This window comes from Sphingobium ummariense RL-3 (assembly GCF_000447205.1).
GTDB classification, from domain to species: domain Bacteria; phylum Pseudomonadota; class Alphaproteobacteria; order Sphingomonadales; family Sphingomonadaceae; genus Sphingobium; species Sphingobium ummariense.
This window is the reverse complement of record NZ_AUWY01000092.1, coordinates 14,525-34,095: the sequence shown is the minus strand read 5'-3', so window position 1 is coordinate 34,095 and position 19,571 is coordinate 14,525. Positions and strand designations below refer to the sequence as shown.

The window sequence follows — 19,571 nt, the reverse complement described above, 5'->3', positions numbered from 1 at the left end:
GTCAGGCGCGGAAGGATTCGGCTGCCGCGCAGGCCAGCCGGTCGGCCCGCTCGTTTTCGGGATGGCCGGCGTGGCCCTTCACCCATTGCCACGTCACCTGATGGCGGGCGGCGGCCTTGACCAGCGCCTGCCACAGCTCGGCATTCTTGACCGGCTTGCGGTCGGCCGTCCTCCAGCCGTTCTTCTGCCAGCCGAACACCCATTTCGTGATGCCGTCCATCACATATTTGCTGTCGGTGTAAAGGGTCACCCGGCAGGGCTTCTTGAGCGTGTCGAGCGCTTCCACCGCCGCCATCATCTCCATCCGGTTGTTGGTGGTCAGCGGCTCGCCGCCGGAGATTTCCTTCTCCTGCATGCCGAAGCGCAGCACCGCGCCCCAACCGCCGGGACCGGGATTGCCCTTGCACGCGCCGTCGGTGAAGATGTCGACCTGGGGGAGGTCGCTCATGCGCCCAGCAGCTCCGCCGGGTCGGCCTTCGCATAGAAGTCGAGCCGCCGCAGGAAGGCGAGCGGGTCCTTGCGGGTCACCAGCGCGTCGGCCGGCGTGTTGATCCAGTCATAGGCCCGCGTCAGCAGGAAGCGCAGCGCCGACCCCCGGCAGAGCACGGGGAAGGCGGCGCGCTCCTCTGGCGACAGTCCATGCGCCGCCTCATAGCCCGCACCGAGCGCCGCGGCGCGCTCGGCGAAGAAAGCGCCGCCGTCATGGCTGAAGCACCAGGCGCTGTGCGTGACCGCCAGATCATAGGCGCGGATGTCGGTGCAGCTGAAATAGAAGTCGATGAGGCCCGTCACCTCCTCGCCCAGCATCAGCACATTGTCGGGGAACAGGTCGGCGTGGATCACGCTGCGGGGCAGGTCCCCAGGCCAGTGGGTGTCGAGGAACGCCAGTTCCTCGGCGACACGGCGGCCAAGGCCCGGCGCGATCGTGTCGAAATCATCCCCGCATTTCGCCGCCAGCCCATGCCAGCCCGGCAGGTCCAGCGCGTTGCGCCGGCTGCCGGCAAAGCCCTCGGCGGCCCGGTGCAGCGCGCCCAGCGCCTCGCCCGCCGCGCGCGCCTGGCCCGGCGTCGGCTCGGTCACGGAAATGCCCGTCAGGAACTCGATCAGGCAGGCAGGCCGCCCGGCCAGCTGCTGCAGCCGCTTCCCTTCGCGGTCGGCGATGAAGCGCGGCACCTTGCACCCGCGCGCGCCCAGATGGTCGAGCAGGTCCATGAAGAAGGGCAGGTCGCCCTCGTCCACCCGCTTCTCGTACAGCGTCAGGATATAGCGGTGGCCGCTTCCATCGGGTCCGGTGGTCTCCAGCAGATAATTGCTGTTCTCCACCCCCTCGGCAATCCCCTTGGCGGACACGAGCCGCCCGGCGTCGTAACGGGTCAGGAAAGCGTCGATCTCCTCGGCGGGCACATGGGTATAGACCGCCATCGGTCAGGTGACCTCCAGCCCGCGTGGCAGCTTGAAGGCGATGGTTTCGCGCGCGGTCTCGACCTGCTCCTCGGTGACGGCGAAGCGGCCGGCCAGATGGTCGATCACCTCACGCACCAGGATTTCAGGCGCGGAGGCCCCGGCGGTGACGCCCACCGTGGAGGCGCCCTCCAGCCAGGCGAAGTCGATTTCGGCCGCCCGCTGGATCAGCCGGGCGGGCGTGCCCTCGCGCTCCGCCACCTCGACCAGCCGCAGCGAGTTGGAACTGTTGGGCGCGCCGATCACCAGCAGCAGGTCGCAACGCTGCGCGATCGCCTTGACCGCCGCCTGTCGATTGGATGTGGCGTAGCAGATGTCCTCGCCCTTGGGCGCGGCGATCCCGGGGAAGCGGCGCTGCAGCGCTCCCACGATCTCTGCGGTGTCGTCGACCGACAGCGTCGTCTGCGTCAGGAAGGCGAGGTTTTCCGGATCGGCCGGCGTGAAGCTCTCGGCATCCTCGACCGTCTCGATCAGGGTGATGCTGCCGTCGGGCACCTGGCCCAGCGTGCCGATCACCTCCGGATGCCCCTTATGGCCGATGAACAGGATGTGGCGACCGGCTTCCACCTGCCGCTCCGCCTGACGATGGACCTTGCTCACGAGCGGGCAGGTGGCGTCGAGATAATCGAGCCCGCGCTCCTCCGCCCTCGCCGGGACGAGCTTGGGCACGCCGTGGGCGGAAAAGACCACCGGCACGCCGTCCGGCACCTGGTCCAGTTCCTCGACGAAGACCGCGCCCTTGGCCTTCAGGCTGTCGACCACATATTTGTTGTGGACGATCTCGTGCCGGACATAGACCGGTGCGCCATATTTCTCGATGGCCTTCTCCACGATCACGATGGCGCGATCGACCCCGGCGCAGAAGCCGCGCGGCGCGGCGATCAGCAGGTGGAGCGGGCGGAGGGGCGATGCGGCATCGGTCGTCATGCCTGCCGCTTAGGACAATGCGGGCGTGGGGGGAAGAGGCGAGCGGGCCTGGCCGGAACGGGAGGTCGCGAACCCTCCTCTTTCGGTTGCGTGGGGGGCGGGGGATGGATAAGGAAGCCGGACGCCTGTGCCAGGGGGCCAAGCAAGGAAAGCTGTCTGTGAACTTTTCTCGTATCGCGCTGACCGGAATGATCGCTCTCGCCCTGGCCGGGTGCTCGCGTCGCGGGGAAATCGACCCCACGGGCGGCATCGTTTCGGTGCGGTCGGCCTGCCCGACTGCCGCGATCCCGGCCTTCACGGGCGACGTCACGCTGTTCAACCCGCCGCAGAGCAGGGACGCTGCCGCGATCGACGTGGTCGCCAACATGACCGACCTGCGGTCGACCTGCACCGATGGCGAGCAGTTCTATACGGAGGCGACCTTCACCGTGAACGCCCGCCGTACCGACGCGAGCGCCGCGCGACAGGTGACGCTGCCTTATTTCTCGGTCGTGGCGCGCGGCGGCACCGCCGTGGTCGCCAAGCGCGTGGGCCAGGTCGTGCTGGACTTCGCGCCGGGCCAGTACCGCGCCAGCGCGACCGCCAAGGCGGGCTCCTATGTCAGCAAGTCGGCCGCCACACTGCCGGCGGACATCCAGCAGAAGATCACCGGGCGCCGGAAGGCAGGCGACGCGGATGCCGCGATCGATCCCTTCGCCCAGCCCGACGTCCGCGCGGCGCTGCAGCGAACCAGCTTCGAGCTGCTCGTGGGTTTCAACCTGACCCAGGATCAGCTCCAGTATAACGCCACGCGCTGAGGCTCGCTCGACTTTCATTTTCCCGTTCGTGCTGAGTAGGGACTGAGCGAAGTCGAAGGCCCGTATCGAAGCATCTGTATCACTCATGTCCTTCGATACGCCATTTCGACTTCGTTCAATGGCTACTCAGGACGAACGGATATTGTGATGCAGGATCGTTGAATGTCCCTTTACACCCGTTTCACCGCTCATCTGAACGCCGTGCTCGACGCGCTGGAGGCCGAGGGCGCGCTGCCCGCCGGCCTCGCCCGCAAGTCCGTGACGGTGGAGCCGCCGCGCGATCCTTCGCATGGCGACCTCGCCACCAATGCCGCGATGGTGCTTGCCAAGCCCGCCGGCACCAATCCGCGCGCCCTTGCCGAGCAGATCGTCGGAAAGCTGCGCGCGCTTGCCGAGGTGGAGAGCGCGGACATCGCCGGTCCCGGCTTCATCAACCTGCGCCTCACCGACGCCACCTGGCGTGCGGAGCTGGATGCGATCCATGCCGGGGGCGAAGCCTATGGACGGTCGTCCAGCGGCGCGGGCGTCACCGTCAATGTCGAATATGTCTCGGCCAACCCGACCGGGCCGATGCACATGGGCCATTGCCGGGGCGCGGTGGTGGGCGATGCCCTCGCCACCTTGCTGGAGGCGATCGGGCACCGGGTCATTCGCGAATATTATATCAACGACGCCGGCGGGCAGGTCGACGTGCTCGCCCGCTCGGCGCATCTGCGCTACCGCGAGGCGCTGGGCGAGGATGTCGGCGCGATCCCCGAGGGGCTCTATCCCGGCGACTATCTGGTGCCGGTGGGGCAGGCGCTCGCCGCCGAATATGGCGACCGCTATGTCGGCGCGCCCGAACAGGAGTGGCTCGCGACCTTCCGCGCCTTCGCCGTCGCGCGGATGATGGACATGATCCGCGCCGACCTCGCGCTGCTCGGCATCCATCACGACGTCTTCTCGTCGGAGGCGGAGTTGCAGGCGGCAGGCAAGCCCGAAGCGGCCGAGGCCTGGCTGCGCGCCCACGACCTCGTCTATGACGGCGTGCTCGAGGCTCCGAAGGGCGAGACGCCGGAGGATTGGGAGCCGGTCGAGCTGCCGCTGTTCCGTTCCACCAAGTTCGGCGACGACCAGGACCGCCCGATCAGGAAGTCGAACGGGTCGTGGACCTATTTCGGCGCCGACATGGCCTATCATTTCCAGAAGGCGCAGAACGCCGACCAGCTGATCGACATCTGGGGCGCCGACCATGCCGGCACGGTCAAGCGCATCCAGGCGGCGGTCGCCGCGCTGACCGAAGGGCGCGCGCGGTTCGACGTGAAGCTGATCCAGATGGTACGCCTGCTGCGCGACGGCGAGCCGGTGAAGATGTCGAAGCGCGCGGGCAATTTCGTCACCCTGGCCGATGTCGTGCGCGAAGTGGGCAAGGATGTCGTGCGCTTCACCATGCTGACCCGCAAGGCGGACGCGCAGATGGATTTCGACTTCGCCAAGGTGGTGGAGGCGTCGAAGGACAACCCTGTCTTCTACGTCCAGTACGCCCATGCGCGCATTTCCTCGCTCGGCCGGCGCGCGGAAGAGGCCGGGATCGCGCTCCCGCAGCCTGACCTGTCCCTTCTTGGGACTCAGGAGCTGGAGCTGGTGAAGCTCGCGGCGCAGTTCCCCCGCGTGGTGGAGGGAGCGGCCCAGGCGCGGGAGCCGCACAGAATCGCCTTCTATCTCAATGATCTGGCTTCGGCCTTCCATGGTTGGTGGAATCTCGGTAACGATAATCCCCGCGCGCGCGTCATCCTGGCGGACGATCCGGCCGTGACGTCGGCCCGCCTTTCCTTGAGCCGGGGAATCGGGCAGATCATTCGCAATGGTCTCGCCCTGATGGGGGTCGCGGCCCTCACCGAGATGCAGTGATTGCCAGCGGAGATGAATGCGATGAGCGACTATGGGCGGGGGCGCCTCGGCTTCGACGATGACGAGAAGCTGCCTTGGCTCGAACCGGCTGTGGACGGCCAGGATGAGGAGCGGGTGTCGCCGCTCAAGCTGCTCGGCCTCATCCTGCTCGGCCTGATCCTGATCGGCGCGGTGGTCGCGGGCGTGTGGCTGGTGCAGAATCGCAATGCCGCCGGGCCGGATGGCGAGGGCCAACTGATCGCCGCGCCCCAGGGCGACTACAAGATCGCCGCCAGCGATGCCGACGCCAGGAAATTCGCCGGCGAAGGCGACGCCAGCTACGCCGCGAGCGAGGGCGTGCTCCGCGACGGCCGCATCGACCCCAGCCGCGTACCCGAAGCGCCGATCGCCAAGACCGCGCCCGGTCCCTCCGACGCGAACCGGCCGCCGCTCGCAGCCCGTCCCGCGCAATCGGTGACGGCCCGGGTGGAGGACGAGACGAGGGCGACGCCCGCCGCCTCCGCCGGACGGCCGCTCGGTACCGGGGCGATGATCCAGCTTGGCGCCTATGGCAGCCAATCGGGGGCGCGCGACGCCTGGGCGCGCCTGTCGAAGCGCTTCGCCTATCTCGCCCCGCTGTCCATGTCGGTGGAACCGGCCGATGTCGGTGGCAGCACCCTCTACCGCCTGCGCGCCACCGCCGGTTCCCAGGCAGGCACCCTCTGCGGCCGGCTGAAGGTTGCAGGCGAAAGCTGCATCGTGGTGAACTAGCCCATTCGACAGCGTTCCCCTCACGCGCTAGCATTCCACTCATGAAACCCGTGATCTTCGGTCTCTCCGGTCCTGCCATCACCCCGGACGAGCGGGCCTTCTTCGGCGAGGCGGAACCGGCCGGCTACATCCTCTTCGGCCGCAACGTCGTCGACAAGGCGCAGCTGCGTGCGCTGACCGATGACCTGCGCGCGCTGCATGGCCGCGACGACCTGCTGGTCATGATCGACCAGGAAGGCGGCCGCGTGGCGCGGATGAAGGCGCCGGTCTGGCCCGAATTTCCCCCTGGCGCCGTCTTCGACCGCCTTTACGACATCGCCCCGTCCAGCGCGATCGCCGCGGCGCGCGCCAATGCGCGGGCGATCGCCGCGACCCTGTCCGAAGCGGGCATCACCGTCGATGCCTTGCCGCTGCTCGACGTGCGGCAGGAGGGGGCGAGCGACATCATGGGAGACCGCACGCTGGGCGCCGAGCCGATGCGCGTCGCCGCCCTCGGTCGTGCGGTGCTGTCGGGCCTTGCCTCGGGCGGCGTGGTCGGCATCGTCAAGCATATGCCGGGGCACGGCCGCGCCTTGGTCGACAGCCATCTGGACCTGCCGGTGGTCGATGCGGACGAAACAACGCTGGAAACCGATCTCGCCCCTTTCCGTACCCTGAAGGACGCGCCGATCGGCATGACGGCGCATGTCGTCTACACGGCCTGGGACGCGCACCGCCCCGCCAGCCTGTCCCCCGTCGTCATCGGAGACATCATTCGCGACCGGATCGGCTTTGACGGTCTGCTGATGTCCGACGATCTGGACATGAAGGCGCTTAAAGGGTCGATTCCCGATCTTGCGGCGGCGACCGTCGCGGCGGGATGCGACCTGGCGCTCAACTGCTGGGGGCGGATGGACGACATGGTCGGCATCGCCGACGTCCTGCCGGACATAAGCGCGCAATCCCGCGCGCGGCTGGACCGGGCGATGGCCTCGGTCGAGCGGCCCGGCGACGGTACGCCGCTGAAAGAGCTGCTGGCGACCCGCGACGCGCTGCTGGCGCTGGTTCCGGCCTGATCGGCGGCGCGCGCATGGACGACCTGTTCATCGCGCCGACGCCGCCCCGCGCGGACGTGCTGACCGTCAGCTTCGAAAGCTGGGAAGGGCCGCTCGACCTGCTGCTGGCGCTCGCCCGCACGCAGAAGGTCGATCTGCGCGAAATCTCCATCCTGGCCCTGGTCGAGCAATATCTCGCCTATATCGAGGGCGCGCGGAAGCTTAAGCTGGAACTGGCGGCCGACTATCTGGTGATGGCGGCCTGGCTCGCCTACCTCAAATCCGCGCTGCTGCTGCCGAAGGAGGCCCAGCCCGAGCCGAGCCCAGAGGAACTCGCACTGCGCCTCCAGCTCCGGCTCCAGCGGCTCCATGCGATGCGCGAATCGGGTGCCCGGCTGATGGCGCGCGACCGGATCGGCCGCGACGTGTTCGTCCGCGAAAAGCCCGAAGGGCTGCGCCTTGTGCGCAGGGCGCGGTGGGACGCCAGCCTCTATGACCTCATCCAGGCCTATGGCCAGATCCGCGCGCGCACCCAGCCGGTGGTCCACATGGTCGCGGTGCGTCCGGTGATGACCTTGGACGAGGCGATCCAGCGGGTCGGATCGCTGGTCGGCGCGGCGCTCGACTGGACCGCGCTGGAGGCCTTCCTGCCCGAGGGGCGCGACGGGCCGATGGCGCGATCGGCGCTGGCGAGCAGCTTCGTCGCCGCGCTGGAACTGGCGAAGCAGGGCAGGGTGGAGATCCGGCAGGAGGGGATATTCGAACCCATCTTCCTGCGCGCATCGCTGCCGGAGGAACAGGCGGAGCGACTGCTGTGAACGAGGAACCGGACGATTTCCTGCGCGCTGTCGAGGCCGCCCTGTTCGTGGCCGAACAGCCGCTGACCCCCGCCGAACTGAGGCTGCACGTCGGGGAAGCCGGCGACCTCGACGCGGCGCTCGCGACGCTGGCCGACCATTATGCCGGCCGCGGCGTCAACCTGGTGGAACGTGGCGGCCGCTGGCATTTCCAGACCGCCGCCGACCTCGCCCATATCCTGCGCCGGGAAAAGGACGAGACGCGCAAGCTCTCCCGCGCGGCGATGGAGACGTTGGCGATCATCGCCTATCACGAGCCCGTCAGCCGCGCGGAGATCGAGGCGATTCGCGGCGTCCAGGTGGCGAAGGGGACGCTCGACGTGCTGATGGAGGCGGGCTGGGTCCGCCCCGCCGGGCGGAGGGAGGTTCCGGGCCGCCCGCTGATCTATGCGACGACCGTAGAGTTTCTGTCACATTTCGGCCTTAGCAGCCGCCGCGACCTGCCGGGCATCGACGACCTTCGGGCGGCGGGCCTGCTGGACCCGGTGGATTTGGCGCTGGAGGGTCTCGGGGCCCAATCCGTTGTGGAAAATGATGACGAAGAGGCCTAGATAGGTCTCCTTTCGGGAGTAAGTTGTAATGGGTTCCTTTTCGCTGATGCACTGGGTGATCGTGCTCCTGGTGGTCATGCTGCTCTTCGGGGGCGGCCGCATCTCCGGGCTGATGGGTGACGTCGCCAAGGGCATCAAGAGCTTCAAGAAGGGCATGGCCGAGGATGACGACATCGCGCCGGCCAAGCCCGCGACGCGGATCGAAGGGCATCGCGTGCCCGAGCAGGACACGGTGAAGACCGAAGAACAGACCAAGGCCTGAGGGTCGGCGCCAAGGCACTCTCTCAGGTAAGGCTGGCATGTTCGATATCGGTTCGTCCGAGCTTCTGTTGATCGTGATCGTCGCGGTGGTCGTGATCGGCCCCAAGGACCTGCCGCGCGCGCTCTACAAGGTGGGACAGATCGTGGGCAAGGCGCGCGGCATGGCGCGCCATTTCCGTTCCGGCATCGACGCCATGGTGCGGGAGGTCGAGCTTGAGGAGCTCGAGAAGAAATGGGCCGAACAGAACCGGCGCATCATGGAGGAGCACCCCCCCGAGACGGCGGCGCCTGCGATGACGCCGCTGCCCGCCCCGGCCGAAGGCGCGGCGGCTGAAGAGAGCCCTGTCTTCGTCGCGCAATCCGCTCCCGTCGAAACGCCGCCCTTCGTTGCGCAGTCGGCGCCGCAGCCCGCCGCGCTCCCCGAAGCGCCGGTGGACAGGCCGCCCTATCTCGCCGATGCCCCGGCCGAGCCGAAGAAGGGCGACGCGGCGGCATGAAGGATATCGACGACAGCAAGGCCCCCTTGCTCGATCACCTGATTGAGCTGCGCGGACGGCTGCTCAAATGCGTCTGGGCGCTGCTCCTGACCGGGGCGATCTGCTTCTATTTTTCCGACAAGTTGTTCGCGATACTGGTGTATCCGCTCAAGGAGGCGTTCGGCGACGGCGGCGGGCGGCTCGTCTATACCAAGCTCTACGAAGCCTTTTTCGTCCAGGTGAAGATCGCGCTGTTCGGCGCCTTCTTCCTGTCCTTCCCGATCATCGCCAACCAGCTCTGGGCCTTCGTCGCGCCGGGTCTCTACGCGAAGGAGAAGAAGGCGCTGCTGCCCTTCATCCTCATGACGCCGGTGCTGTTCACCATGGGCGCCAGCCTCGCCTATTTCGTGGTGATGCCGACGGCGTTCCACTTCTTCCTGGAATTCCAGGGGAATTCCAGCGGCCTGTCGGTCGAGGCGCTGCCCAGCGCGGATGCCTACCTCACGCTGGTGATGCAGTTCGTGCTTGCCTTCGGCATCAGCTTCCTGATGCCGGTGCTGCTGATGCTGCTGAACCGCGCGGGCTTCGTGACGCGTGCGCAGCTCATCGGACTGCGCCGCTACATGGTCGTGGCCGCCTTCGTCCTTGCCGCGGTGCTGACGCCGCCTGACGTGGTCTCGCAGCTCATGCTCGCGATCCCGCTGCTGTTGCTCTACGAGATCACGATCATCGCGATCTGGTTCACTGATCGCCGGCAGGCGAAACAGGAAAGCGAAGCGGCGGCCTGACGACCGGCCGCCCGCTGGTTTTCTGTATCGGGGAAATGCGGCTCTCAGTCCGCGGCGTCTTCCACGGCCTTGCCAGCGCTCTGGACGTCGCGTCCGGCGCCTTCCACGGTGTTGCAGGCCGCCGTCAGCAGCGAGCCGGTGAGCAACAGCGCAACCAGAATCTTCTTGGTCATGGAATCTCTCCTTCCAAAAGCGGGACCGGTGCTCCAGCAGCCGGCGGTGAGACAGAAACCCGCTTTGCACGGAAGCGTTCCGCAAGCAGAACGTCTTTTATTTCAGGAGGTTGTGCCCAAAAATTCTGAGCCCGGAACGCGTCGGGGGGGGGAGATGCGTTCCGGGCTCATTGTTTTGTGGATAGCAAGAGCGGGGGGCAAAAGATTTGCTATCCGAAATGCAGAACACGTGAAGTCGCGATCCGGTTCCGCTGGTTCCGGAAAAAATGTGATCTTTTATATCACTATTTTCCAATGGCTTGGATAGTTTCTCGAAGGTTTACCACAAAAAAATTCGGTCGCGGGGGAAACGTTGTCAGACCAGCGGCCTGCCGCTGTTCCGATATTCCGGCCTGATGGTGGATTCGGGCAGTTCCTGCTCGACCCGCGGCGGCGCGGGAAGGATCGAGGGAGAGGCGGGCAGGAATGGCCGGACCTGCGGGACGGGCGAGGGCAGGGGCGTCGAAGGGAGGGGCTGCGCCGTCCAGACACGCGGGGCCGGAACCGACTGGGTCTCGCGCCCGGAATAGGCGCCCCGGAACGCCGCCGGCGTACCGTTGAAGCCCAGGTTGCGATAGAAGATGTGCGCCCCGATCACCGCCACCGGTTGCAGCGTGCCCGACCAGTCGGGGCGCACCGCCAGCGTGTGGTAATGGGTGGCGAGGCCGACGGGCTTGTAGACGTCCCCCGCCAGCGCGCGTTCGGCGACGCGGCGCGCCCGCGCCCAGGCCGCGGCGCTGGGCAGGCGCGCCATTGCGCCATCGCAGCTGAAGGTGAACTGGCACCGTGCGTCGGTCCGTTCCGACCCCTGGTACACGACGCCGCAGACGCTGTTGGGCCAGAGCGGGCTGCGCACCCGGTTCAGCACCACCTGCGCCACCGCCCGCTGCCCGTCGTCCGGTTCATTCGCCGCTTCGTAATAGATGGCGGAGGTCAGGCAGTTGAGCGCGCGATAGCTGTCGAGCGCGGTCATCCCGCGGATGGCGGCGGCTGGCGCGGCTTCCACCTCGTCCAGTCCCATGACATGCTCGCTCTGCACCGTCAGCGCACCCGGCACCGGATCGAAGGCGCCCTGCGCGAAGAAGAATGCGGATCCGGGAAAGTTCGCGGATGAATCTTCGGCGGGATCATAGGGCAGGCGCGACCCGTCGAGCATGTCGAGTGGCGCCGCGGTGATGAGACGCGGGACAGTGAGCGCAAGCAGGCCCAGCAACACGATGCCGGCGCGCGTTCCTTTCCTGTCCAGTCGCATCTTCGTCCCTTGCCCGGCGATAAGGCGCCTTGCTTACAGGGGATTCCTTTCCACTTCCTCCCCGGATTCGGGCATGTGCCGCGACGGGACGTTAACCACGGCGCGGGTTAACAGGGCAAAACCGGGGCTTTTGCCCCGCCTGCATTCCTTTGCTTGGCAAGGCCGTGGCGGCTCCGCTATGCCGTGGCGATGCTCGTCCAGAATGATAGCCTAGCCCTTATCGGCAACACGCCGCTCGTTCGCCTTGCCGGTCCTTCTCGGGAAACCGGCTGCGACATCTACGCCAAGTGCGAATTCGCCAACCCCGGCGCGTCGGTGAAGGACCGCGCGGCCCTGTTCATCGTCAACGACGCGGAGGAAAAGGGGCTGCTCCAGCCCGGCGGCACCATCGTCGAAGGAACGGCGGGCAATACCGGCATCGGCCTGGCGCTGGTCGCCAATGCCAAGGGATACAAGACGATCATCGTCATGCCCGAGACGCAGAGCCGCGAGAAGATGGACACGCTACGCGCGCTGGGAGCCGAGCTGGTGACGGTGCCGGCCGCCGCCTATTCCAACCCCGGCCACTTCGTCCACACCAGCCGCCGCATCGCGGAGGAGACGGAAAACGCGATCTGGGCCAACCAGTTCGATAACATCGCCAACCGCAAGGCCCATATCGTCGGCACCGCCGAGGAAATCTGGACCCAGATGGACGGGCAGGTCGACGGCTTCACCTGCGCGGCGGGCACCGGCGGGACGATCGCGGGCGTGGGGCTGGGCCTCAAGGCGCATGACGAGGGCATCACCATCGCGCTGACCGATCCCCATGGCGCCGCGCTCTACAATTATTATGCCCATGGCGAGTTGAAGGCCGAAGGCTCCTCGGTCGCCGAAGGGATCGGACAGGGCCGCATCACCGCCAATCTCGAAGGCGCGCCGATCGACACCCAGTTCCGCATCTCCGACGAGGAAGGGCTGCTCTGGGTCCGTCGCCTGCTGGCGGAAGAAGGGCTGTGCCTGGGCCTGTCGTCCGGCATCAACGTCGCCGGCGCGGTGGCGCTGGCGCGGGAACTGGGGCCGGGCAAGCGGATCGTCACCATTCTGTGCGACACCGGATTCCGCTATCTTTCGACGCTCTACAACCGCGCCTGGCTCGAATCGAAGGGCTTGACGGTGTTCCCCTGGCTCGCGCAATATAAGTGAAACCTGCCGACAAGGGTCGCGGCGGGGGAGAACAGAGCACATTCATGGCTGAACAGTCCCGCCGAGAGGAAGGGTTGCAGCGTGTCCAGATCGGTCTCACCGGCTTGGCCGGCGTGGTGCTGCTCGTCGGCCTGGCGAACATCGTGATCGACAAGGCGAGGGTCGCCGATCCGACCGTGCCGCCTCCCACCGTGCCGACGCTGGATGCCAATGCCCTCGTGTCCCCCAGGGATCCGCTGGCGGAACTCGGCGTGCAGCCCGCGCCGGAACAGGTGCCGATCGTGCCCGACCTGCAGCCCGATCCCAAGCTGCGCAAGCCGATGGATCGCGAGCCGGCGTCGCAATAGGTTTCGGCGCAGGCCTTTTGGCGCTCCTGTCATGAAGGTCGCCTTCCTCCGCTTTCTTGCGGCCTGCCTCGGCACCCTGCTGGTCCTGTTCGCGGGACTGGCGCTGCTGCTGCGCACGGGGCAGGTCGATCCGCTCGACTGGGCGTGGCCGGCCGTTCCGCTGCTCGCGCTGGTCGGCTGGCTTGCGTCGCGGGGTGGCGGACACGGTCATGCCAGGGCGCATGCGATCTGGGTCGGGCTGGGAACGGTTCTCTCGATTCTTCTCCTGTGCCGCATCGCCGCCGCGCGGCCGCCCGCGCTTTCCCTCTCGCTGCTGCTCGCCGTTTCCGCCGCGCTCGGCCTCTGTGGCGGCCTTCTGCTGCGCCGCAGCCGGATCGGCGCCATCGCTCTGATCGCCGCGGCGCTGCTGGTGCCACTCGCGGGCCGTCCACCAGCCGTTCCGATGGCGCCGCAACGCCCTTCTCTGGCCGTTCTCACCGCTCTGCCGCTGTTCTGGCGGGAAGGCGGGCAGGGCCTTGCCGCGCCGGCCGATGCGCCCATCGTTACCGTCCTCCGCCAGCATTTCGACCTGCGCCCGTTCGACACGCCGCTCTCGCCAGAACTGGCGAAGGCCCGGCTGCTGCTGATCGCGCAGCCCCGCGCGATGCAGCCCGGCGAACTGGTCGCGATCGATCGCTGGCTGCGCGACGGCGGTCGCGCCCTGATCCTCGCCGACCCGCTGTTGCGTTGGCCCTCGCCGCTCGCACCGGGGGACAGGCGCCGCGCGCCCGCCGTCAGCCTGCTCGGTCCGCTGCTCGCGCATTGGGGCGTGCGGCTGGAAAACACCGCGACTCTTGACGAGGACCGGCATTTGCTGCCCGATGGCCGCCTCATGACGCTCCTCGCCGCCTCGCATTTCATCGCCACCGCGCCGGCCTGCGGCACGGAAGCGCGTGGGCTGGTCGCGCGATGCCGGCTGGGGCGGGGGCAAGCCGTGCTGGTCGCCGATGCCGACCTGATCGACGACCGGCTGTGGCTGGCCGACCCCTCCCGCCCGCTCGATCCTTCCGCATGGAGCGCCGACACGCCCGCATTGGTCGCCGGATGGCTGGGCGCCGAGCTGCACGGCGATCGCCGCTGGGTGCTTTCCGGGGCGCAGCTGGTCTTGGCCGTGCGCTGGGCGGCGGTGGCGGGGATTTTCTGGGCGGCCATGGGCGCGATCCTCTTTTCCCTGCGGAGAGGCCGATTCCTGCCCGGTGCCGATCCCGGCCGAAGGCGACGAAAAACGGCAAAAGGGGCTTAGTGACCAGAACAAAACAGGATTTCCCCGCTTTTCCCAAAATTCTCCTTCCCATGACTTGCGGCTCTTGGTATCTGATCAGCCATAGGGGTTGATCAGGCTTGGCGTATTTCTACGCCGGATCGTATTGTGCGACCCGGCGAGCGACGGCCTGTGCCCCCGGAAGATCGGGCGAACAGGGTCATCGTGTCGGAAGCCATTCTCTATACGGGCAACGCGTTCAGCGTCGCGGACGGCAAGGGCCGTTTCGTGCTGCCCCTGGAGATGCGCCGTCAGGTGAAGCTGTCCTCCAGCGGCGAAACCACCCTCTATCTCTCGGTCCACGGCGGCAACCCCTGCGCCACGGGCTTCGGCGAATCGCACATGCGCTTCCTGTTCAACGAGGTGGAGGAACTGGACCGGGAGGCGCGCGCGGCGGGGCGCGACTATAACAAGGACCTGGAGCTGGAGCGGCGGCTGGGCACGATCGAACCCGTCAATTTCGACGAGGGCGGTCGCTTCGCGATGCATCCCGACATCAAGGACGAATATCACATCACCGATGCCGTCTTCTTCTACGGCGTCGGCCGCTACATCCAGATCTGGAAGCCCGAGACGCTGGTCGACAGCCCCGACCGGCCGGAGCTGATCCGCAACAAGGTCCGCCGCTGGCTCGACCAGCGCGCGGCGGGAGGCGGCAAGTGAGCGCCGCACCCCACATTCCCGTCCTTCTCGACGAAGTGCTCGACGCCCTCGCCATCAGCCCCGGCGAGGTCCATGTCGACGGCACCTTCGGCGCGGGCGGCTATTCGTCGGCCATGGCCGGACGCGGCGCGCGCGTCTTCGCCTTCGACCGCGATCCTGACGCGATCCGCGAAGGGCAGGCGTTCGCCGACGAAAAGGGCATCACCCTGATCGAAGGCGAATTTTCTCGCATGGAGGCGTTGCTCGCCGAACGGGGCATCGCGCGGGTCTCGGGTATCACGCTCGACATCGGCGTGTCCTCGATGCAGCTCGACCGGCCGGAGCGCGGCTTTTCCTTCCAGGCGGACGGGCCGCTCGGCATGACGATGAGCCAGGCGGGCATGAGCGCCGCCGATTTCCTCAACACCGCCCCGGAACAGGAGATCGCCGACGTCCTCTACCGATATGGCGAGGAGCCGCGCTCGCGCCGCGTCGCCCGCGCCATTGTGGACGCGCGCCCGCTCGAACGCACCGGCCAGCTCGCCGCCGTGGTGCGCCGCGCGCTCGGCCACAAGCCGCACGACAAGAAGGACCCCGCGACCCGCACCTTCCAGGCGATCCGCATCCATGTGAACCGCGAACTGGAGGAGCTGGAGCGCGGGCTGGAAGCGGCCGAGCATCTGCTGGAGGAGGGCGGTCGCCTGGCCGTCGTCACCTTCCACAGTCTGGAGGACCGCATCGTCAAGCAGTTCCTGCGCAATCGCAGCGGCGGCGACGCCGGCGGTTCGCGCCACATGCCGCAGCGTCAGGCGGCAGCCGTCCCGACCTTCGAGCGTCCCGCCAAGGCGGTGCGCCCCGGCTCGGCGGAGCTGGCACGCAACCCCCGCGCCCGGTCCGCCACCCTGCGCAGCGCGGTGCGCACCGCGGCGCCCGTTTCCCTTTCCCCCGCTAGCCGGAGTGCACGGTCATGATCGCCGTCAAGAGGTTGCAGAGCCTGATCTGGATCCTCCTCGTCGCTTTGGGCGGGCTGGGGGCCTATCTGGTGTCGCTCAAGGTCGCGACCGAGCGCAACGAGCTGATGCGCGTCCGGCTCCAGATCGCCCGGGCACAGGGCGACATCCGCTATCTGGAAACCGAGTTCAGCGCCCGCGCCAGCATGCGCCAGCTCGAACGCTGGAACCAGGAAGACTTCATGTATGCGACGCCCAGCGCGCAGCAATATCTCGCGGGTGAGCAGGCGCTGGCGCATCTCGACGGGGTGCAGCCCAACGGCCCCGATTATGTCGCGCCGCCGGTGATGGTCGCCATGGTCGATACCCCGGCCGACCTCCCCTCCGCGCCGCAGCCCGCGCCCGCCAGCCCGGCGGCGACCCAAATCCGGAGCGACATCGCCGTGATCCGCGAGGCGCACGCGGCCGACAATGTGGAGAAACTCGCCAAGTCCGCGCCGCGCACTCCCGCGCAGAAGGCCAGGGACGACGCCGACGTGACGAAGCCCAACCCGGTCGCCCGCAAGGCGGAGCGGATGGCGATGCTGGACGCCAAGCTGCTGGATGACCGCACCCTGGGCGATCTGACCGCGAAGGCGGCGCGCGAAAGCAGGAAGGAGCGGCGCTGATGGCTACCATCATCGTCCAGCCTGGCGGGGCACGCGCCGGGCGGCAACGGGTCAACCTGACGGCGATGGCGCATAATCGCCTGATGCTTCTCCTGATCCTGTTCCTGGGGATCACTCTTGTCCTGATCGGCCGGCTCGCTTGGGTCGGCTTTTTTGCCGACAGCGGCCGGGGTGGCGATGGGCTCGGCGGCTTCGTGCCTGCGCGCGCCGACATTGTCGACCGCAACGGGGTGCCGCTCGCCCGGACGATGGACGCCTATTCGGTTGCCGTTCGCCCCTCCCGGCTGATCGGCGATCCGGCTGAGCTGGCGCGCAAGCTGCACGAGATTTTCCCGGACGAATCGGAAGCCGCCTTTCACAAGAAGCTGACCGGCAAGGGCTGGGCCTATCTGCGCCGCCGCGCGCTGCCTGAACAGGTGGCGGCGGTGAACGCGCTGGGCGAGATCGGCATCGAGTTCCCGCGCGAGCCCGAGCGACTCTATCCGCAGCGGACGCTCGCGGCCCATATCCTCGGCTTTGCGCCCAACAGCGACGGCGTGGGCGGCATGGGGGTGGAGGCGGCCTTCAACGATCGCCTGATCGACCCGGCGCTGCGCGGCCAGCCCTTCGCCATGTCCATCGACAGCCGGGTGCAGGGCGCTCTGGAAAGCGAGCTTTATACCCAGCTGGTGCAGACCCGCGCGAAGGGCGCGGCCGGCATCATCCTCGACGCCAACACCGGCGAGGTGATCGCCATGGCCTCGATCCCGGTCTTCGATCCCAACAAGCTGCAGAACTACGCCGGCAAGCGCTGCAGCGAATCGCCGCTCTGCAACCATATGGTACAGGCCCGCTACGAGCTTGGCTCGGCGTTCAAGCCGCTGTCGATCGCCGCGGCGATGGATGCGGGCGTGGTGACGTCGATGAGCAAGCTCTACGATGCGACCGCGCCGATCGCCATCGCCGGCTTCCGCATCAAGGACGACCATCCGCTGGGCCGCTGGCTCAACGTGCCGGAAACGCTGGTGCACAGTTCCAACATCGCCACCGCGCGGATCGCGGACGAGATGGGCGCCGAACCGCTCCAGCACCTGTTCCGCGAACTTCAGTTCGACCAGCGCGCGCCGATCGAACTCAAGGAACGGGCGAAGGGCATCTGGCCGTCCAACTGGGGCCGCATCACCACCATGACCGTTTCCTACGGCCACGGCATCGCGGTGACGCCGCTGCACCTCGCCAGCGCTTATGCTGCGCTGGTCAATGGCGGCATCTATCACCCCGCCACCCTGCGCAAGTTGAAGCCTGAGGAAGTGCCGGAGGGGCACCGAGTCTTCTCCGTCGCCACCAGCGCGCGGATGCGCCAGCTGTTGCGGATGATCGTTGCGGCGGGTACAGGGCGCAACGCCGACGCCAAGGGATATCGGGTGGGCGGCAAGACGGGTTCCGCCGAAAAGCCCCAGGAAGGGCGCTATAACAAGAATTCCAACGTGACGACTTTTGCCTCCGCCTTTCCGATGGACAATCCTCGCTACGTCGTGGTCGCGATCATGGACGAAGCGACCGGGCTCTACGGCCTGCGTACCGCCGCCTTTACCGCCGCCCCGGTGGTGAAGCGCGTGATCGAGCGCACCGGGCCGATGCTGGGCGTCATGCCGGACGAGCGGCGCGACGTCGATATTTCCGACCTCATGCCGTTGCTGCACGGCAATACGGAGAAGGAATGATGCGCCTCGGGTCGCTGATCGAGGGACTGGACGCCACGGTCCTGGGGGAGGCCGGCAGCAATGCCGGCCTCGACTCGTCCGTCACCGGCTTCGCCATCGACAACCGGAAGGTCGCGCCGGGCACCGTCTTCGGCGCCTTCCAGGGGCTGCGCGTCAATGGCGAGGATTTCATCGCCGATGCCGTTCGCGCCGGCGCCGTCGCCGTGGTCGCCCGGCCGGAGGCGAAGGTCGAAGGCGCGATCCATCTTGCCCACCCCAATCCGCGCCGCCTCTTCGCACTGCTCGCCGCGCGCTATTTCGCGCCCTTCCCGGACGTGACCGTCGCCGTCACCGGCACCAACGGCAAGACCAGCACGGTGGAACTGACCCGCCAGCTCTGGCGCATGCTGGGGCACAAGTCCGCCTCCATCGGCACGCTCGGCGTCACCACCTCGGTCGACCAGGTGTCGACCGGCCTCACCACGCCCGACATCGTCACTTTCCTTTCCAACATGTCGGGCCTGCGGCGCGAGGGCATCACCCATGCCGCGTTCGAGGCGTCGAGCCACGGCCTGGCCCAGTACCGGACGGAGGGGCTGCCGGTCGCGGCCGCCGCCTTCACCAACCTGTCGCGCGACCATCTCGACTATCATGGCGACATGGACAGCTATTTCGACGCCAAGATGCGGCTGTTCGACGAGGTCGTGGTGCCCGATGGCGCGGCCGTTGTCTGGGCCGACGACGCATGGTCCCCGAAGGTTATCGAGCGCGTTTCGAAGCGGGGGCTTCGACTGCTGAGCGTCGGGGTGCAGGGGCAGGCATTGCGCCTCGCCAACCGCACCCCGACCCAGTTGGGACAGACGCTGGAGATCGAGGCGGAAGGCAAGAGCTTCAAGGTCAACCTGCCGCTCATCGGCGCCTATCAGGCCGCCAATGCGCTCACCGCCGCGGGGCTCGTGGTCGCGGGCGGCGAAAGCGTGGCGCGCGTGCTGGAAATGCTCGGCCGGGTTCAGCCGGTGCGTGGCCGGCTGGAGCGTGCCGTCATCAGCCGGGCGGGCGCGCCGGTCTATGTCGACTATGCCCACACGCCCGACGGCCTGCGCGCGGCGATCGAGGCGCTGCGCCCGCATACGAAGGGCCGGCTGATCGCGCTGTTCGGCGCGGGCGGCGACCGTGACGCGGGCAAGCGGCCGCAGATGGGCAAGGTCGCGGCGGAACTCGCGGACCATGTCATCGTCACCGACGACAATCCCCGCTCGGAGGAGCCCTCCGCCATCCGCGCCGCCGTCATGGCGGGCGCGCCCGACGCGCAGGAGATCGGCGGCCGCCGCGCCGCCATCGCCTCCGCCATCGCCATGGCGGGTGCCGACGACATCGTGCTGCTGGCAGGCAAGGGGCATGAGCAGGGCCAGATCATCGGCGACCGCGTGCTGCCCTTCGACGACGTCACCGTGGCGCGGGAGTGCGCGGGTTGAACAGAACGATGTCCTTGACCCCGTTCGGGCTGAGCCTGTCGAAGCCCTGTTCTTCCTTTCTGAAGA

22 protein-coding genes are annotated in these 19,571 nt (G+C 67.8%); 17 read left to right on the top strand and 5 right to left on the bottom strand.

All coding sequences use genetic code 11. The annotated features are described in order from the left end of the window. Nucleotide 1 precedes the first annotated feature (1 nt). Genes rnhA through ispH form a run of 3 tightly spaced genes read right to left on the bottom strand, consistent with a single transcriptional unit; the run spans nucleotide 2 to nucleotide 2,388 of the window. Entirely contained in the window at nucleotides 2-448 is a 447-nt protein-coding gene (gene rnhA / locus M529_RS37940) for a ribonuclease HI (RefSeq protein WP_021318508.1), read from the bottom strand. Then, the gene (gene thrB / locus M529_RS37935; RefSeq protein WP_021318507.1) at nucleotides 445-1,422 is read right to left on the bottom strand and encodes a homoserine kinase; all 978 of its coding nucleotides are present in this window, start codon (nucleotides 1,420-1,422) and stop codon (nucleotides 445-447) included. Before thrB ends, rnhA begins: the two co-directional genes overlap by 4 nt. Before the next feature lie 3 nt (nucleotides 1,423-1,425). Further along, nucleotides 1,426-2,388, bottom strand: coding sequence for a 4-hydroxy-3-methylbut-2-enyl diphosphate reductase (ispH, locus tag M529_RS37930; protein ID WP_021318506.1), 963 nt, complete (start codon nucleotides 2,386-2,388; stop codon nucleotides 1,426-1,428). A 188-nt stretch (nucleotides 2,389-2,576) separates the two neighbouring features. Between ispH and M529_RS37925 the strand changes: the two genes are divergently transcribed. The 9 genes from M529_RS37925 to tatC all read left to right on the top strand — a co-directional run bounded on the left by M529_RS37925 (nucleotide 2,577) and on the right by tatC (nucleotide 9,792). Continuing rightward, a complete protein-coding gene (locus tag M529_RS37925; protein ID WP_031295073.1) occupies nucleotides 2,577-3,185 on the top strand; it encodes a hypothetical protein in 609 nt (202 codons plus the stop codon). A gap of 162 nt (nucleotides 3,186-3,347) precedes the next feature. Continuing rightward, on the top strand, nucleotides 3,348-5,075 hold the full coding sequence (gene argS / locus M529_RS37920) for an arginine--tRNA ligase (protein WP_021318504.1): 1,728 nt from the start codon (nucleotides 3,348-3,350) through the stop codon (nucleotides 5,073-5,075). Between the two features lie 21 nt (nucleotides 5,076-5,096). After that, on the top strand, nucleotides 5,097-5,825 hold the full coding sequence (locus M529_RS37915; RefSeq protein WP_031295072.1) for an SPOR domain-containing protein: 729 nt from the start codon (nucleotides 5,097-5,099) through the stop codon (nucleotides 5,823-5,825). A 41-nt stretch (nucleotides 5,826-5,866) separates the two neighbouring features. Beyond that, nucleotides 5,867-6,880: a beta-N-acetylhexosaminidase gene (gene nagZ / locus M529_RS37910; protein WP_021318502.1), complete on the top strand. Its 1,014-nt coding sequence runs from the start codon at nucleotides 5,867-5,869 to the stop codon at nucleotides 6,878-6,880. Between the two features lie 14 nt (nucleotides 6,881-6,894). Continuing rightward, nucleotides 6,895-7,677 (top strand): segregation and condensation protein A, encoded by a 783-nt coding sequence (locus M529_RS37905; protein WP_021318501.1) that lies wholly within the window; start codon nucleotides 6,895-6,897, stop codon nucleotides 7,675-7,677. Next, nucleotides 7,674-8,267, top strand: a complete 594-nt coding sequence (gene scpB, locus M529_RS37900) for an SMC-Scp complex subunit ScpB (protein WP_021318500.1) — start codon at nucleotides 7,674-7,676, stop codon at nucleotides 8,265-8,267. Before M529_RS37905 ends, scpB begins: the two co-directional genes overlap by 4 nt. 28 nt (nucleotides 8,268-8,295) lie before the next feature. Continuing rightward, nucleotides 8,296-8,529, top strand: coding sequence for a twin-arginine translocase TatA/TatE family subunit (locus M529_RS37895; protein WP_021318499.1), 234 nt, complete (start codon nucleotides 8,296-8,298; stop codon nucleotides 8,527-8,529). A gap of 37 nt (nucleotides 8,530-8,566) precedes the next feature. Further along, the gene (tatB, locus tag M529_RS37890; protein WP_021318498.1) at nucleotides 8,567-9,025 is read left to right on the top strand and encodes a Sec-independent protein translocase protein TatB; all 459 of its coding nucleotides are present in this window, start codon (nucleotides 8,567-8,569) and stop codon (nucleotides 9,023-9,025) included. Then, complete coding sequence (gene tatC, locus M529_RS37885; RefSeq protein ID WP_021318497.1) at nucleotides 9,022-9,792, top strand: twin-arginine translocase subunit TatC; 771 nt, start codon at nucleotides 9,022-9,024, stop codon at nucleotides 9,790-9,792. The genes tatB and tatC overlap by 4 nt, the downstream gene beginning before the upstream one ends. A 44-nt stretch (nucleotides 9,793-9,836) precedes the next feature. Here the strand turns inward: tatC and M529_RS37880 are convergent, their stop codons facing one another. Continuing rightward, a complete protein-coding gene (locus tag M529_RS37880; protein ID WP_021318496.1) occupies nucleotides 9,837-9,965 on the bottom strand; it encodes an entericidin A/B family lipoprotein in 129 nt (42 codons plus the stop codon). Between the two features lie 355 nt (nucleotides 9,966-10,320). Further along, entirely contained in the window at nucleotides 10,321-11,256 is a 936-nt protein-coding gene (locus tag M529_RS37875; protein WP_021318495.1) for a cell wall hydrolase, read from the bottom strand. Between the two features lie 189 nt (nucleotides 11,257-11,445). Between M529_RS37875 and M529_RS37870 the strand changes: the two genes are divergently transcribed. From M529_RS37870 to M529_RS37835, 8 genes are all read left to right on the top strand, one after another. After that, complete coding sequence (locus M529_RS37870) at nucleotides 11,446-12,441, top strand: cysteine synthase A (protein WP_021318494.1); 996 nt, start codon at nucleotides 11,446-11,448, stop codon at nucleotides 12,439-12,441. A gap of 44 nt (nucleotides 12,442-12,485) precedes the next feature. Next, a complete protein-coding gene (locus tag M529_RS37865; protein WP_031295071.1) occupies nucleotides 12,486-12,788 on the top strand; it encodes a hypothetical protein in 303 nt (100 codons plus the stop codon). A 31-nt stretch (nucleotides 12,789-12,819) separates the two neighbouring features. Beyond that, nucleotides 12,820-14,070, top strand: coding sequence for a Gldg family protein (locus M529_RS37860; protein ID WP_021318492.1), 1,251 nt, complete (start codon nucleotides 12,820-12,822; stop codon nucleotides 14,068-14,070). 183 nt (nucleotides 14,071-14,253) lie between these two features. Further along, on the top strand, nucleotides 14,254-14,751 hold the full coding sequence (locus tag M529_RS37855; RefSeq protein ID WP_021318491.1) for a division/cell wall cluster transcriptional repressor MraZ: 498 nt from the start codon (nucleotides 14,254-14,256) through the stop codon (nucleotides 14,749-14,751). Further along, nucleotides 14,748-15,701 (top strand): 16S rRNA (cytosine(1402)-N(4))-methyltransferase RsmH, encoded by a 954-nt coding sequence (gene rsmH, locus M529_RS37850; protein ID WP_021318490.1) that lies wholly within the window; start codon nucleotides 14,748-14,750, stop codon nucleotides 15,699-15,701. Before M529_RS37855 ends, rsmH begins: the two co-directional genes overlap by 4 nt. Then, nucleotides 15,698-16,348 (top strand): hypothetical protein, encoded by a 651-nt coding sequence (locus tag M529_RS37845; RefSeq protein WP_021318489.1) that lies wholly within the window; start codon nucleotides 15,698-15,700, stop codon nucleotides 16,346-16,348. The genes rsmH and M529_RS37845 overlap by 4 nt, the downstream gene beginning before the upstream one ends. After that, complete coding sequence (locus M529_RS37840; RefSeq protein ID WP_021318488.1) at nucleotides 16,348-18,051, top strand: peptidoglycan D,D-transpeptidase FtsI family protein; 1,704 nt, start codon at nucleotides 16,348-16,350, stop codon at nucleotides 18,049-18,051. Before M529_RS37845 ends, M529_RS37840 begins: the two co-directional genes overlap by 1 nt. Next, nucleotides 18,051-19,505: a UDP-N-acetylmuramoyl-L-alanyl-D-glutamate--2,6-diaminopimelate ligase gene (locus M529_RS37835; protein ID WP_021318487.1), complete on the top strand. Its 1,455-nt coding sequence runs from the start codon at nucleotides 18,051-18,053 to the stop codon at nucleotides 19,503-19,505. The genes M529_RS37840 and M529_RS37835 overlap by 1 nt, the downstream gene beginning before the upstream one ends. Nucleotides 19,506-19,571: the final 66 nt, after the last annotated feature.